Below are 15,087 nucleotides of genomic sequence, written 5' to 3'. Positions count from 1 at the left end.
GCAGCGCAGCGGAGGTTCAGAGGAGCACGGCCTAGGCCAGGCCGCGGCGGCGGAGCAGCGGCTCCAGGCGCGGTTCGCGGCCCAGGAACTCGGCGGTGGCGCGCATCGGGTCGACGCTGCCGCCCACCGAGAGCACGTACCGGCGGAAGCGGTCGCCGTTCTCCCGGGTGAGGCCGCCGTTCTCGTTGAACCACTCCACGCTGTCGGCGTCCAGGACCTCGCTCCACACGTAGGAGTAGTAGCCCGCGTGGTAGTCGCCCGCGAAGCAGTGCTGGAGGTACGCGGTCCGGTAGCGGGGGCGGACCAGGTCCAGGGCCAGGCCCCACCTCTCCAGCGCCTGCGCCTCGAAGGTCCCCGGGTCCACCTCCTGCCCGGGGGCGATCCGGTGCCAGGACCAGTCCAGCAGCGCCGCCGCCAGGTACTCGACCGTCGCGAAGCCCTGGTCGTAGCGCTCGGCCGCGGCCAGCTTCTCGATGAGCTCGGCGGGCACCGGCTCCCCGGTCTCGTGGTGGCGGGCGTAGTTCGCCAGGATCTGCGGGTGGTTGGCCCACATCTCGTTCACCTGGGAGGGGAACTCGACGAAGTCGCGCGGCACCTCGGTGCCCTCCAGGCGCGGGTACCGCACCGCCGACAGCAGCCCGTGCAGGGCGTGCCCGAACTCGTGGAAGGCGGTGTTGACCTCGTCCGGGGTGAGCAGGGTCGGCCCCGAACCCGGCTTGGTGATGTTGAGGTTGTTGACCACCACCGGCTTCTGCCCCAGCAGCTCGGACTGCTCCACCAGGTTGTGCATCCACGCGCCGCCCTGCTTGGTGGGGCGGGCGTAGGGGTCGAGCAGGAACAGGCCCATCCCCGAGCCGTCGGTGTCGAACACCTCCCACACGCGCACGTCCGGGTGGTAGCCGGACAGGTCGGCGCGCTCGGCGAAGGTGATGCCGTACAGGGCGGTGGCGGCGTGGAAGACGCCGTCGGTGTAGACCCGGTCCAGCTCGAAGTACGGGCGCAGCGCCGCCTCGTCCACCTCGTAGCGGTCGCGGCGCACCTGCTCGGCGTAGAACGGCCAGTCCCACGGCTCGATCGGGTGCCCGGCCAGCTCCGCCAGCTCCTCGGTCTGGCGCAGGACGTTGCGCACAGCGGGCTCGACCATGGCGCCCAGCCGCTCCTCGACCGCCTCGGGGGTCTTGGAGGTCTGGTCGGCGACCTTGTGCGAGGCGTGGTCGGCGTAGCCGAGCAGGGCGGCGCGCTCGGCGCGCAGCACCGCCATGCGGGCGGCGATCTCCGTGTTCTCCGGGGCCCGGTCGACGCTGAGCCGGAAGAGGCGCTCGCGCACGGACCGGTCGGTGAGGCGGGCCATCAGGGGGTGCAGGGTGGTGTTGTGCAGCGGCAGCGCGTAGGTGCCGTCCTCGCGGGCGGCCGCGGCGACGCGGTCGCCGTCCAGGCCGTCCAGCTCGGCGGCGTCGGTCACGACCAGCGCGGACTCGGTGGCGGCGGTCACGCCGTTCTGGCCGAACTCGGTGGACAGCCGGGCCAGCTCGCCGTTGATCTCCCGCAGCCGCTCCTGGGCGTCGCCGTCGAGCCGGGCGCCGGCCTTGACGAAGTCGGTGCGGTAGCGCTCCAGGAGCGCCTCGTCCTCGGGGCCTTCGGCGGTCACCTGCTCGATCCGCTCCCACAGGGCGCGGTCGAGGGTGATGGCGTCGGCGTGCGCGCTCAGCCGGGGCATCATCTCCGTCTCGATCTCCTGGACGCGGTCGGAGGCGTCGGAGGAGGTGAAGGTGAAGAAGACGTTCGAGACACGGCGCAGGATCGCGCCGGAGCGCTCCAGGGCGACCAGGGTGTTCTCGAAGGTGGCGGGGGCCGGGTCGTTCTTGATCACCTCGATCTCGGCGAGCTGCTCGGCCATGCCGCGCTCGAAGGCGGGGACGAAGTGCTCCTCGCGGATGTTCGCGAAGTCGGGGAGCCCGTAGGGCAGACCGCTGGGTTCGAAGAACGGGTTCTCGGTCTCGGTCAAGGTCAGGACTCCTCGGGGTCGTGCGTCGGTCTCCGTGCCGTTCTACCGCGCCCGAGTCGTCCCGTCACCCCACTTTCGTTCAGGGCTGATCCCCGACCCCACTCCTCCTTCAGTCAAGCTGAAGGTTCACGTATGCTTCAGGCAACCTGAAGGATGGAGGCCTGATGGACACCTACGGCGACCTGCCGTTCCCCCGTACCGGGCTCGCGCTCGACGCCCTGCGCCTGGCCCGCGACACGGAGTCCCCGGCGATCTTCAACCACAGCATGCGCAGCTATCTCTACGGCCGGTTCCTGGGGGAGCGGCAGGGGCTGCGCCCCGGCCACGACTACGACGACGAGCTGCTGTTCCTCGGCTGCGTGCTGCACGACATCGGCCTCACCCCGCACGGGGACCGGGGCGGGCGGTTCGACATCGACGGCGCCGACACGGCCGCCGCCTTCCTCCACGACCGGGGCGTGGCCGCCGACCGGGTCGAGGTGGTCTGGGACGCCGTCGCCCTGCACCTGTGCTTCGACGTGGCGATCCGCAAGCGGCCCGAGATCGCCCTGGTGACCGCGGGCGCCGGTTACGACCTGGGACCGGAGGGCCCCGCCCTGCCCGAGGGGTACGCCGACCGGGTCCACGCGGTGCTGCCCCGCCTGCGCGCGGCCGCCGCGCTCCACGACGCGATCGTCGACCAGGCCCTCGCCGACCCGGGCAAGGCGCCGCCGTTCAGCACCCCGGGGGAGCTCCTGCGGCAGCACACGGGGGAGCGGTGGCCCACCTGGCGGGAGCTGATGTCCGGCGAGGCGGGCTGGGGCGACTACGCGGGGATCTGAGAGCGGCCCTTCGGGGCGGCCCCGTCGATGAGTCGCCGGGACCGCATGTCCCCCTGTCGACATGCGGTCCCGGCGGGTGCCGGCCCCCGGCTCCGGACGGGTTCAGCGGCCGTACGGCGGCGGGACCGGGGGGCCGGGGTGGTACGCGCGCTGCTCGCGGACCGTCTCCGGGCTCCCGATCCCCGCTGGGAAGGGCGCCTGGAGGGCGGCGGGGTGCATGCCGTGCGCCAGCAGGGCGTGCTTGAGGCCGTCCGCGTCCTTGACCCGGGCGACCAGGTACCGGCCGTCCCGGGTCACGAACTCCATGCCCCCGCCGGCGCGGCGCTTGGTGAAGTTCCCGTCCGTGCGCAGCGTGATGTCGCGCAGCCGGAAGCGGGCCGAACCCGCGTAGGAGATCTCCGCGACGGGCAGCCGCAGGCGCTCGCTCTCGGGGATCTCGCCCATCCCCAGCAGCAGCACCTCCGCGAGCGGCACCTTGGACAGGGTCAGGACACCGTCGCGCACCTCCACGCGGACCGAGGCCACCCGCGAGACCAGGGCGCTGAGCAGCAGCCCGATCCCCAGTGCCAGGAACACGTAGAAGGTCGCCTGCCAGAACTCGAAATTGATGTAGCCGAGCGACGCGACCGCCATGAGGGGGAGGGGGATGAGGAAGCCGAGGGCGCGCACGAGCGGGGCCACCGTGACCCGTGAACGGTAACGGGGCGCGGCCGCGCGCTGTCGGGGGTGCGGGTGCGTCAAGGGGGTCTCGCTTTCGGTTCAGGGGCTCGGGGCGGGAGGCCGACGCCCTTTCGACGTGTGCTCTCCCCCCGCGGTTCTCTCTCGGCCGCGGGCACGGCCGCCGCCGGATCGGCAGGTCGCCGGGCCGACACGGGGACAGGCCGACACGGTGACACGGCGCTTTGTCGACACGGCGGGCGGAACCGGTCGGCCCTCCCCTCAGACCCCCGCCGCCGTGTCCCGGTCGCGCCACCCGGCGGCCTCCGCGGTGCGCCCGCGGTCGTCGAGCAGGGCGGCGAACCGGTCCGCCGCCCCCGGTACGCCCGCCTCGGCGGCCCTCTCGAACCAGGTGAACGCCTCGTCGGCGCGCCCCTGCCCCGCGCACAGCAGGCCGAGCCCGTACAGGGCGGTGAGGTCCCCCGGTTCCCCGATACCGAGGCGGTCCGGGTCCTGCGCCGCGTCGACCGCGCGGAGCAGCCATGGCTCGGCCTCCTCCGCGCGCCCCCGTTCCAGCAGGAACACGCCGAGGTCGCCCAGGTACTCCGGCGTCCCCGTCTCGGCCGCGCGGCGGAACCACTCCTCGGCCCCGGCGTCCGCCCCCCGCGCGGCCAGGAGCCCGGCGAGCAGGTGGCCGGCGGCCGGAACCCCCTCCTCCGCGGCGGGGAGCAGCCACTCCGCGGCCTCGTCCGCGCGGTCCAGCTCCGCCAGCAGGCGGCCGAGCAGCAGGACCCCTCCGGGCTGCCCCTCCTCCGCGCTGCGCCGCGCCCAGTCGGCCGCCTCCCCGGTCCGGCCCCTCTCCCAGAGCAGCTCGCCCAGGTACATCGCCGCCGCCCCGCAGTCGTCCACCTCGGCCGCGGCGCGGTACCAGTGCTCCGCCTCGTCCGGCAGCCCCCTGCCGTGGAAGAGCGAGCCGAGGTCCATCCGGACCCGGGCGTCCCCCTGCCCGCCCGCGCGCCGCCACCACTCCCGGGCCTCGTCCGCGAGGCCGTGCTCGTCCAGCAGCACCCCCAGCCGGACCATCTCCCCGGGGCCTCCCCGGTCGGCGCGCCGCCGCCAGGCGTCGGCCCGGCCGGTGTCGCCCGCGCCGGCGGACCACTCGGCCAGCAGGTGCGCCGCGGCCGAGCGCGAGGAGCCCTCCTCCGCCTCGCGCCGCAGCCATTCCGCGGCCTCCTCCGCCCGCCCCCTCCCGCATTCCAGCAGTGCCAGGTGGATCCGGGCGTCGGGGACGCCGCCCCGCACGGCCCGGCACAGCCACTCCCGCGCCTCGTCCGCGCGGCCGCGCACTGCCAGCAGCACCCCCAGGCTGTAGGCGGCGTCCTCGGCGCGCGGCGGGCCCGCGGCCGCGGCCCGGGCGTACCAGTCCTCGGCCTCGTCGAGGCGGCCCCGGCCGCGGCAGAGGTTCCCCAGGACGAACATGTGGAACCCGGACCCGGCGTCGGCCGCGACCCGGTACCACTCCTCGGCCTCCGCGGGCCGCTCCCGTTGCAGGAGGGAGCCCAGGCCGCCCGCGGCCCCCGTGTCCCCGTGCGCGGCGGCCCTGCGCCACCAGAGTTCGGCTCCGGGGTGCCACCCCAGGTCGAAGAGCAGGCCGGCCAGGGCGGACATGGCGGGCGGGTGCCCCGCCTCGGCGGCCCGGCGCAGCCAGGCCTCCGCCCCGGCGATCCCCCCGTCCTCGTAGCGGGCCGCCTCCAGGACCCCGTCGTCGGCCAGGGCGGTCCACAGGGCCTCGACCAGGGACGCGGCCTCCGGGTCGCCCGCGCCGGAGACGTGCCCGGCCAGCTCCCGCATCACCGCGGGGGAGCGCTCGTACAGGTCCTCGGCCAGTTCCGCGCCGCGCTCGTCGCCGAGCGCCTCGAACCGCTCCGCGAGCAGTTCCAGCAGTTCTTCCGGGGCGGCCGGGAGGGCGGCCGCGCCCCCGCCGCCCGCGGGGGTGTCGTCGTGTCGCATACACGGGATGCTCGCAGCCCGGTGGGACGGCCGGGCGGGCCGGTGCCCGCCCCCGCGTGTATCTCACGTGTATCCCGGATGTATCCGGCCTCCCTACCGTGGTCGTCGGCCTCCGGGGCACACCGGAGGCCCGGTACGGGGCCGCGGAGCCGTGGCCCGGAAACGGAGTGTCATGTTCGGGAAGATCGGAAGGCTGGGCGACCGGCTGCTCGCCCGCGTCGTCCCCAGGACCGCGGCCGGCGCCGCCTCCTGCTGGTACGAGTACGCCCCCATCAGCTCCCCCTGTATCCGGCGCACCTGCTGCAACATCGGCGGGCACGTCGGGGTCCAGTGCACCTCCTACCGCCCCTGCTGACCCCCCGACCGCAACGACCGGAGAGGACCCCATGATCGGTTCCCTGGGCGACCGGCTGCTCGCCCGCATCGTCCCCAAGACCAAGGCGGCGGCCAATCCCTACTGCTGGTACCAGTACGCGCCGGTGACCTCCCCCTGCATCCGCCGCTACTGCTGCGACCCGCCCGGCAGCACCCCCGTCACCTGCACCTACTACAGGCCCTGCTGACCCGCTCGGCCGCCGAGGAGCACCGCCCATGACCGTGACCGCGCCCGAACCGCTCCGGAAGGCGGCACGGCCGTGACGGCGGTGCTCCTCGCCGCCGCCGGGATCGCGGCGGCGGCCCCGCTCGCCCTGCTCCTGTGGGCCAACCGCACGCTGGTCGCCGTGGACGTGGTCGGGCACAGCATGGAGCCCGCCTTCCACCACGGCGACCGGGTGCTCGTGCGCAGGGTCCCCGCGAAGCGGCTGCGCGTGGGTGACGTGGCCGTCCTGGGCCGGCCCGACACGGGCGACCTCCGGGACCTCGCCCTGATCATGGGCTCCGTACCGCCCTGGGTGGTCAAGCGGGTCGCGGCGCTGCCCGGCGACCCCGTCCCCGCCTCCGTTCCCGCCAGGGGCGGCACGGTGCCCCCGGGGCACCTGGTGGTCCTGGGCGACAACACCGGCCACAGCACGGACTCGCGGGTGTGGGGACCCGTCCCGGACGACCGGGTCCTCGGGGTCGTCCTGCGGCGGATGACCTCTCCGCGCACCCCGGCGGCATAGGCGGAGCGGCGGCGGACGCGGCGGCACGACCCCCTCCGACCGGGGACCGCGCCTTCGAACAGGTGAACCACCGCGTGACAGCGGGCGTCTCCCCTCCCAGAACGCACTTCGCCCGATCGGAACACCATGCGCCCCACCCGCTTCGCCCACGCAGCCCTCCTCGCGGTCCTGGCCCTCACCGGCTGCGGCGGCTCCGAGCCGACCGCCGAGAACGCCCGGGCCGAGTGCGAGAACCACATCAGCCGGGACGCGGAGCCGCCGGGCTCCGTCGAGTTCGGCGCGTCCTCCGAGGTCACCGCGGTCGACGATGACGACGAGGACCTGTGGCAGTACGAGGTCGCCGGCAGCGTCGAATCGGGCGACTTCTACGACTCGGAGGTGCCCACCGACTACACGTGCCTCGTCGTCAACAACGGCGGCGACTGGGTCGTGGTGGACCTGCGCTCCGGCGGGGAGTGACCGGACACCGGCCGCCCGGACCGGGGCGGACCGCCGGATCCGGGTCGACATGGCGATTCGACGCGTTGTCGACCCGGCGCCGCACCCGCCGGGAGCAGGGGTTCAGGCCGGGGCGCCGCGAAGGTCCCCGCGCCCGGGCGGCGCGGAAAAGGGAAAGAGCCCTGCCCTCCGGGTGGAGGAGCAAGGCTCTCGACTGTGCAGACAGTGTGGGCGTACCAGGACTTGAACCTGGGGCCTCATCCTTATCAGGGATGCGCTCTAACCGACTGAGCTATACGCCCTTGTTCCGTGTGGAACTCTACCGCATCCGGGGGACCGGGGCGAACCGGTATCCGGGGGCGGGGTGAAGCCGGGACGCGGCACGCGCGGCCCTCTTCACCTTCGATTTTACCGGCTGCGGTGAGTGCTCCGAACACCCGCCGGAACGCCGGCGGGCCCGGCCCCCGAAGGGTCCGGGCCCACCGGGGCAGGATCGCTACTCGGCCTCGGAGAGGGTGATGTCCAGCCCGCCCACCAGGTCCGCGACCAGGTTGTAGACCATGGCGCCCACCGTCGACAGGGCGGTGATGAGCACGATGTTCAGCGCCCCGACCACACCCGTGTAGCCGAGCACCCGGCCGGGGGAGAACCACGCGGCGGGGTTGAGGCCCAGCTCGTCCTCGCCGCCGCCGTCGCCCTCCAGCAGGGCGGTGATCATGTTCGTCAGCTCGTCGAACACGCCCAGCATGGACAGGGTCACGTAGATCACGGCGATCGCGACGAACAGGATGATGAAGCACACCAACGACACGACGAAGCTGAACTTCATCACCGACCACGGCTCCACGCGGGACACGGTCAGGTGCGCCTTGCGGCTGCTGAGCGTCGCCTTGCCCGCCGCAGCCTCCTGGGGCTCGGAACCGCCCGGGGTCTCCGTCATGGTGGCCGCCTCTCCGCCGCCCTCCAGGGCCGTGTCGGTCGTCTCCACGTCCCCTGCGGGAGCGGTGTCGTTCGTGGTGGTGTTCCGCTGGTTGTCAGACATAGAAACGTTCCGCTGGACTTTCCTTGAGAGCGGGTGGTTGAAGCGACCTGGACCCGCGGGGATGGTCCGTACCCCCACGGGTCCTATCGGGACTTAACGCGCAGTCTAGGCCTCGGGTTCGCCTTCGGCCGCGACCGTCTCCTCGACCGTGTCGCCCTCGGCGGCCTCCAGCTCCTCCTCGGCGTCACCGGCCTCGGCGTTGCGGGCGATGGCGACGATCTTGTTGCCCTTGTCGAGGTTCATCAGCCGGACGCCCATGGTGGTGCGGCCGGACTGCTTGACCTCGGCGGCGCCGGTGCGGATGACACCGCCGGCGGAGGTGATCGCGAAGACCTCGTCGATCTCCGGGTCCACCATGAGCGCGCCCACCAGCTTGCCGCGGGCCTCGACCACCTTGGCGGTCAGCACGCCCTTGCCGCCCCGGTTCTGCACCGGGTACTGGTCGGAGGGGGTCCGCTTGGCGTAGCCGTTCTCGGTGGCGACCAGGACGTCGGTGGACCCGTCCCCGGGCCGGATGACGTCCATGCTCAGCAGGTAGTCGCCCTCCAGGAACCGCATGCCGATCACACCGCTGGTCGCCCGGCCCATCGGGCGCAGCGACTCGTCGGAGGCGGGGAAGCGGATCGCCTGGGCGTCGCTGGAGATCAGCAGCAGGTCGTCGTCGCCGAAGACCAGGCGGGCGGCGATCAGCTCGTCGCCCTCGCGCAGGTTGATCGCGATGATGCCCGCCGAACGCGCCGAGTCGAAGTCCTCCAGCCGGGACTTCTTGACCAGGCCCTCGCGGGTGGCCAGGACCATGTACGGCGCGGCCTCGTAGTCGCGCAGCGCCATGATCTGGGCGATCTCCTCGCCCGGCTGGAACGGCAGCAGGTTGGCGACGTGCTGGCCGCGCGCGTCGCGGGCGGCCTCGGGCAGCTCGTACGCCTTCGTCCGGTACACCCGGCCCTGGTTCGTGAAGCACAGGATCCAGTGGTGGGTGGTGGTGACGAAGAAGTGCTGGACGATGTCGTCCTGCTTGAGCTGCGCCCCGCGCACGCCCTTGCCGCCGCGCTTCTGCGCCCGGTAGTTGTCGATGCGCGTGCGCTTGGCGTACCCACCGCGGGTGATCGTGACGACCACGTCCTCCTCCGCGATGAAGTCCTCCATCCGCATGTCGCCCTCGAACGGGATGATGTGCGTGCGCCGCTCGTCGCCGTACTTGTCGACGATCTCGCCCAGCTCCTCGCGGATGATGGTCCGCTGGCGGGTGTCCGACTCCAGGATGTCGGTGTAGTCGGCGATCTGCGCCATGAGCTCGTCGTACTCGGCGGTGAGCTGGTTGCGCTCCAGGGCGGCCAGCTTGCGCAGCTGCATGTCGAGGATGGCGCGGGCCTGGACGTCGTCGATGTCCAGCAGGCCCATGAGGCCGGTGCGGGCGTCGTCGGCGGAGGCGCTGGAGCGGATGAGGGCGATGACCTCGTCGATCCGGTCCATGGCCTTGAGCAGCGCGCGCAGGATGTGGGCGCGCTCCTCGGCCTTGCGGAGCAGGTACCGGGTGCGCCGGACGATGACCTCGATCTGGTGCTTGACCCAGTGCCGGATCATCTGGTCCAGGCGCAGGGTGCGCGGCACCCCGTCGACCAGCGCCAGCATGTTGGCGCCGAAGGTCTCCTGGAGCTGGGTGTGCTTGTACAGGTTGTTGAGCACGACCTTGGCGACGGCGTCGCGCTTGAGCACGATGACCAGGCGCTGGCCGGTGCGGCCGCTGCTCTCGTCGCGCACGTCGGCGATGCCGTTGACCTTGCCGTCCTTGACCAGGTCGGCGATCTTCAGCGCGAGGTTGTCCGGGTTGACCTGGTAGGGCAGCTCGGTGACGACCAGGGTCTGGCGGCCCCGCTTGTCCTCCTCGACCTCGACCACGGCGCGCATGGTGATGGAGCCGCGCCCGGTCCGGTACGCCTCCTCGATGCCGCGCTTGCCCACGATGAGGCCGCGGGTCGGGAAGTCGGGGCCCTTGATCCGCGCGATGAGCGCGTCGAGCAGGTCCTCGTCCGAGGCCTCGGGGTTGTCGAGGTACCAGTCGACGCCCTCGGCGACCTCGCGCAGGTTGTGGGGCGGGATGTTGGTGGCCATGCCGACCGCGATGCCCGAGGAGCCGTTGACCAGCAGGTTCGGGAAGCGGGCCGGCAGCACGACGGGCTCGGAGGAGCGGCCGTCGTAGTTGGGCCGGAAGTCGACGGTCTCCTTGTCGATGTCCCGCAGCATCTCCATGGCCAGCGGGGCGAGCTTGCACTCGGTGTACCGCATGGCGGCCGCCGGGTCGTTGCCCGGGGAGCCGAAGTTGCCGTTGGGGTCGACCAGCGGCATGCGCATGGACCACCACTGGGCCAGCCGGACCAGGGTGTCGTAGATGGCGCTGTCGCCGTGCGGGTGGTAGTTGCCCATCACGTCGCCGACGACGCGGGCGCACTTGAAGAACCCGCGGTCGGGGCGGTAGCCGCCGTCGTACATCGCGTACAGCACGCGCTGGTGGACGGGCTTGAGCCCGTCGCGGACGTCGGGCAGGGCGCGGCCGACGATGACCGACATCGCGTAGTCGAGGTAGCTGCGCTGCATCTCGACCTGGATGTCGACCGGCTCGATGCGGTCGGTGACGCGTTCCAGCTCCTCCACGGAGGATTCCGCTCCCTCAGGGGCGTCCGGGTTGTTCGCATCCGTCACGGATGTCGATCCCTTCTACGAAGCTTCGTTGAGCTCGGTTCACTGCCCGGGACACGGCCCGGGCCCGGTCCCTAGATGTCCAGGAAGCGGACGTCCTTGGCGTTGCGCTGGATGAAGGCGCGCCGGGACTCGACGTCCTCCCCCATGAGCACGCTGAACATCTCGTCGGCCTGGGCCGCGTCCTCCAGGCTGACCTGGAGCAGGACGCGGCGGTCGGGGTCCATGGTGGTGTCCCACAGCTCGCTGGCGTTCATCTCGCCCAGGCCCTTGAAGCGCTGCACCATGTCGCGCGGGCGCGGGTCCCTCTTGCCCGCCGCGATGCCCGCCTCGATCACCCGGTCGCGCTCGGCGTCGGAGAAGGCGTAGCTCGCGTCGGTGCCGCGCTGGTCCCACTTGATCTTGTACAGCGGGGGCTGGGCCAGGTAGACGTGGCCCAGCTCCACCAGCGGCTTCATGAAGCGGAACAGCAGGGTGAGCAGCAGGGTCCGGATGTGCTGGCCGTCGACGTCGGCGTCGGCCATCAGGATGATCTTGTGGTACCGCAGCTTCTCGACATCGAACTCCTCGTGGATGCCGGTGCCCAGGGCGGTGATGATCGCCTGGACCTCGTTGTTCTTGAGGATGCGGTCGATGCGGGACTTCTCGACGTTCAGGATCTTGCCGCGGATGGGCAGGATGGCCTGGTTGTTCGGGTTGCGGCCGCCCTTGGCGGAACCGCCCGCGGAGTCGCCCTCCACGATGTAGACCTCGCACTCCTCCGGGTTGGTCGACTGGCAGTCGGACAGCTTGCCGGGGAGGGAGGTGGACTCCAGGAGGGTCTTGCGGCGGGTGAGGTCGCGGGCCTGGCGGGCGGCGATGCGGGCGCGGGCCGCCTGGCTGGCCTTGGACACGATGTCCTTGGCCTCGCCGGGGTTGCGCTCGAACCAGTCGCGCAGGTGCTCGTTGGTGACCTTCTGGACGAAGGACTTGGCCTCGGTGTTGCCGAGCTTGGTCTTGGTCTGGCCCTCGAACTGCGGTTCGGCGAGCTTGACCGAGATGATGGCGGTGAGGCCCTCGCGGATGTCGTCGCCGGTGAGGTTGTCGTCCTTCTCCCGCAGCAGCTTCTGGTCGCGGGCGTACCGGTTGACGATGGTGGTGAGCGCCGAGCGGAAGCCCTCCTCGTGGGTGCCGCCCTCGGTCGTGTTGATCACGTTCGCGAAGGTGTGCACCGACGAGGTGTAGGAGTGGTTCCACTGCATGGCGATCTCCGCCGACATCCCCTCGCCCTCTTCCTCGAAGGAGATGATCGACGCGTGCGCCGGCTCCTTCTTGGCGTTGATGTAGCTGACGAAGTCGGAGAGGCCGTTCTCGTAGTGGAACGTGTTGACCGTCGGCCCGCCGTCGGTGTGGTCGGGCCGCTCGTCGCGGATGGTGATGGCGAGCCCCTTGTTGAGGAACGCCGTCTCCTGCAGGCGACGGGACAGGGTCTCGTACGAGAACGTGGTGGTCTCGAAGATCGAGCCGTCGGGCCAGAAGGTGATCTGGGTGCCGGTCTCGTCGGTGGCCTCGCCCTTGACGAGCTCGCCCGTCGGGGCGGTCATCTCGTAGTGCTGGCGCCAGACGTGGCCCTCGCGGCGGATCTCGACGTCCAGGGCGGTGGACAGCGCGTTGACGACGGACACGCCGACGCCGTGCAGGCCGCCGGAGACCGCGTAGGACTTGCCGTCGAACTTGCCGCCCGCGTGCAGCGTGGTGAGGACGACCTCGACCGCCGGGCGCTTCTCCACCGGGTGGAGGTCGACGGGGATGCCGCGGCCGTTGTCGGCCACCCGCACGCCGCCGTCGGCCAGCAGGGTCACCTCGATCGCGTCGGCGTGGCCCGCCATCGCCTCGTCGACGGAGTTGTCGACCACCTCGTAGACGAGGTGGTGAAGGCCGCGCTCCCCGGTGGAACCGATGTACATCCCGGGGCGCTTGCGAACCGCTTCAAGCCCCTCCAGAACCGTGATTGATCGAGCGTCGTAGGCCAAGTGGGTACACCCTCCTGCTGGGGACGCCTGCCGACCGCGGCCGAGCGGATGACGACGGGCCGACGGCACGGGGACCGCAGGGTCGGGGATACCGCGACACCTGGGGGATCACCGTTCGCCGCACGGTCCGTCCGCCCACCCTCTCTTGGGGGCGTGATACCGGCTACAGGCGTCTGAAGAACCGTCTCCATGATACCCCGCGCGGTACGACAAAGTGGCATTGGCGGCCCTGTGCCGCATCACAACGAACGTTCGGGGAGGGAGACGACTCCCCACACACGGGAGGGGCTCTTCGGAGTTCCGGGGGCGCTTCAGATGCCTTGGGGGAGGGTTCGGTTCCGATTCCCCCGCGCCCGCCCCGTCACACCGGTGGACACCACCGGGCACCTACCCCGTGCGCCCCCGCACAACCATCTCCACCTGCGGATATCCACAGCCTGTGGACGGCCGGGCCCGCCGCGCGGACCACCGGGGGACTCAACGCCGACGGGAACCGGGGCCCTTGATCTTGATGGAGACGACGGTGCCGTCGCCCAGTTCCTCGTTGAGCCGGCGCATCAGGTCCCGGACCATCGAACGCGCGTGCGCCGCCATCGTCGGGGAGTCGGCGACCAGGACGAGTTCGCCCTCGGAATAGCTCTCCGGCCGCAGCCTGCGGGCGTTGAACTCGCCGACGATCTCCGACCAGCGGCCGAAGACGCCGCCGATGGCGACCTGTTCCTGCCAGCCGTGCTCGATCAGCCAGGTCCTCACCGCGTCGCCGAACATCTGCGGCTCGTTGCGTGACCGCAACCGGCCACGGCGGCGCGACCCGGTGCCGCGGGGGATGGCGCCGCGGTCGCGGGCCTCGGCCCGGGCGCGCGCCAGCGCCTGGCGGGCGAGGTCGGCCCCGGAAGCGGCCGGGGCGGGCCGCCCTCCGGGGCGGCGGGGGAGCGGGGTCCGGCGGGGAGGTCGGCGCGGCCGTCCACAGGCTGTGGACGGCGGGCCGCGGCGCCCGGGTCCGCCGGGGCCGGACCGCGGCGAGGATCCACAGGCTGTGGATAGTGCTCAGCCACCGGCGACCTCCTCGCCGTGGACCTCTCCCTCGCGCACCCCGAACCGGGCGCCGTCCAGCTCCGCCGGGATGTCGTCCGGGACGGCCGCCGTCACCAGCACCTGCTCGGCGTCGCGGACCCGCTCGGCCAGCCGGCGCCGCCGCTCGGTGTCCAGCTCCGCGAAGACGTCGTCGAGGATGAGCACCGGGTCGTCGCCGTCGGCCCGCAGCAGGTCGAACGCGGCCAGCTTCAGGGAGAGCGCGTACGACCACGACTCCCCCTGGCTGGCGTAACCCTTGGCGGGCATCCCGCCCAGCTCCAGGAACAGGTCGTCGCGGTGCGGGCCCACCAGGCTCACCCCGCGCTGCAGCTCGCGGTCGCGCTGCCCGGCCATCGCCTCGCGCAGGGCCCGGGCCAGGTCCGCGCGCCCGCGCGGCGGCTCCCCGCCGTCCTCGGCCAGGGAGCTGCGGTACGCGGGCACCGCCGGGCCGCCGGAGTCGGTGAGCCCCGCGTAGGAGTCGCCGACCAGCGGGCGCAGCGCCTCCACCAGGTCCAGCCGGGCGGCCAGCAGCTCAGCGCCGGCCTCCGCCAGGTGGGCGTCCCAGACCTCCAGCGTGCTCAGGTCGGGGGCCGAGCGCTGCCGGAACATCCTCCCCGACGCCGTCTTGAGCAGGGCGTTGCGCTGCTTGAGGACCCGGTCGTAGTCCGAGCGCACCCCCGCCATCCGCGGGGAGCGGGCCACCAGCAGGTCGTCGAGGAAGCGGCGGCGCTCCCCGGGGTCGCCCTTGACCAGGGCCAGGTCCTCGGGGGCGAAGAGCACCGTGCGCAGGATCCCCAGCACGTCGCGCGGACGCCCGGCGGCGGCGCGGTTGATCCGGGCGCGGTTGGCGCGGCCCGGGTTGATCTCCAGGTCGACCAGCATGTCCCGTTCGTCGCGCACCACCCGGGCGCGCACGATGGCGCGGGCCGCCCCCTGGCGGACCAGCGGGGTGTCGGAGGAGACGCGGTGGCTGCCGAGGGTGGCGACGTAGCCGATCGCCTCGACCAGGTTGGTCTTGCCCTGGCCGTTGGACCCGACGAACACGCTCACGCCCGGGCCCAGCTCGACGAGGGCCTCCGGGTAGGAACGGAAGTCGGCCAGTTGCAGATGGGAAACGTACATCCGGCCTTCCTCCTGGTCAGGGGAACGGACGGTGGGAAGGGAAAGGGAGGGCGCGGCGGGGGAGCACGGCGCGACGCCGGGGGCGTCCCGGACCCCGGCGGGTCCG

General features: G+C 72.4%; 13 protein-coding genes and 1 tRNA gene. 5 read left to right on the top strand and 9 right to left on the bottom strand.

The window, feature by feature from the left end; all coding sequences use genetic code 11:
- Positions 1–31 precede the first annotated feature (31 nt).
- Positions 32–2,005, bottom strand: a complete 1,974-nt coding sequence (locus KGD84_RS32015) for a M3 family metallopeptidase (RefSeq protein ID WP_220564012.1) — start codon at positions 2,003–2,005, stop codon at positions 32–34.
- 164 nt (positions 2,006–2,169) lie between these two features.
- Here KGD84_RS32015 and KGD84_RS32010 point away from each other — a divergent pair, with 164 nt between their 5' ends.
- Positions 2,170–2,826, top strand: coding sequence for an HD domain-containing protein (locus KGD84_RS32010; RefSeq protein ID WP_220564011.1), 657 nt, complete (start codon positions 2,170–2,172; stop codon positions 2,824–2,826).
- A 102-nt stretch (positions 2,827–2,928) separates the two neighbouring features.
- On the opposite strand, the gene KGD84_RS32005 is transcribed toward KGD84_RS32010, so the two are convergent.
- Together KGD84_RS32005 and KGD84_RS32000 are read right to left on the bottom strand one after the other, a co-directional pair.
- Positions 2,929–3,507, bottom strand: a complete 579-nt coding sequence (locus tag KGD84_RS32005) for a hypothetical protein (RefSeq protein WP_220564010.1) — start codon at positions 3,505–3,507, stop codon at positions 2,929–2,931.
- A gap of 258 nt (positions 3,508–3,765) precedes the next feature.
- Positions 3,766–5,493, bottom strand: a complete 1,728-nt coding sequence (locus KGD84_RS32000; protein ID WP_220564009.1) for a tetratricopeptide repeat protein — start codon at positions 5,491–5,493, stop codon at positions 3,766–3,768.
- A 172-nt stretch (positions 5,494–5,665) separates the two neighbouring features.
- Between KGD84_RS32000 and KGD84_RS31995 the strand changes: the two genes are divergently transcribed.
- From KGD84_RS31995 to KGD84_RS31980, 4 genes are all read left to right on the top strand, one after another.
- Positions 5,666–5,848, top strand: a complete 183-nt coding sequence (locus KGD84_RS31995; RefSeq protein WP_220564008.1) for a hypothetical protein — start codon at positions 5,666–5,668, stop codon at positions 5,846–5,848.
- 31 nt (positions 5,849–5,879) lie between these two features.
- Positions 5,880–6,056 carry a hypothetical protein gene (locus tag KGD84_RS31990; protein ID WP_220564007.1) on the top strand — a complete coding sequence of 59 codons (177 nt, stop codon included), beginning with the start codon at positions 5,880–5,882 and terminating at the stop codon, positions 6,054–6,056.
- Between the two features lie 72 nt (positions 6,057–6,128).
- Positions 6,129–6,596: a S26 family signal peptidase gene (locus KGD84_RS31985; protein WP_220564006.1), complete on the top strand. Its 468-nt coding sequence runs from the start codon at positions 6,129–6,131 to the stop codon at positions 6,594–6,596.
- A gap of 126 nt (positions 6,597–6,722) precedes the next feature.
- Positions 6,723–7,055, top strand: a complete 333-nt coding sequence (locus KGD84_RS31980) for a hypothetical protein (protein WP_220564005.1) — start codon at positions 6,723–6,725, stop codon at positions 7,053–7,055.
- 207 nt (positions 7,056–7,262) lie between these two features.
- Here KGD84_RS31980 and KGD84_RS31975 read toward each other — a convergent pair.
- From KGD84_RS31975 to recF, 6 genes are all read right to left on the bottom strand, one after another.
- Positions 7,263–7,336, bottom strand: a tRNA-Ile gene (locus KGD84_RS31975).
- A gap of 194 nt (positions 7,337–7,530) precedes the next feature.
- Positions 7,531–8,076 carry a DUF3566 domain-containing protein gene (locus tag KGD84_RS31970; protein ID WP_220564004.1) on the bottom strand — a complete coding sequence of 182 codons (546 nt, stop codon included), beginning with the start codon at positions 8,074–8,076 and terminating at the stop codon, positions 7,531–7,533.
- A gap of 105 nt (positions 8,077–8,181) precedes the next feature.
- Positions 8,182–10,776 (bottom strand): DNA gyrase subunit A, encoded by a 2,595-nt coding sequence (gene gyrA / locus KGD84_RS31965; RefSeq protein ID WP_220564003.1) that lies wholly within the window; start codon positions 10,774–10,776, stop codon positions 8,182–8,184.
- A 71-nt stretch (positions 10,777–10,847) separates the two neighbouring features.
- Positions 10,848–12,785 (bottom strand): DNA topoisomerase (ATP-hydrolyzing) subunit B, encoded by a 1,938-nt coding sequence (gene gyrB, locus KGD84_RS31960; RefSeq protein ID WP_220564002.1) that lies wholly within the window; start codon positions 12,783–12,785, stop codon positions 10,848–10,850.
- A gap of 477 nt (positions 12,786–13,262) precedes the next feature.
- A complete protein-coding gene (locus KGD84_RS31955) occupies positions 13,263–13,652 on the bottom strand; it encodes a DciA family protein (RefSeq protein WP_255647142.1) in 390 nt (129 codons plus the stop codon).
- Positions 13,653–13,832: 180 nt separating this feature from the next.
- Positions 13,833–14,981: a DNA replication/repair protein RecF gene (gene recF / locus KGD84_RS31950; RefSeq protein ID WP_220564001.1), complete on the bottom strand. Its 1,149-nt coding sequence runs from the start codon at positions 14,979–14,981 to the stop codon at positions 13,833–13,835.
- Between the last annotated feature and the right edge of the window lie 106 nt (positions 14,982–15,087).

The organism is Nocardiopsis changdeensis (assembly GCF_018316655.1).
Lineage (GTDB): Bacteria > Actinomycetota > Actinomycetes > Streptosporangiales > Streptosporangiaceae > Nocardiopsis > Nocardiopsis changdeensis.
Note: the sequence above shows the minus strand (reverse complement) of the source record. Positions and strands in the feature narration are given on the sequence as shown.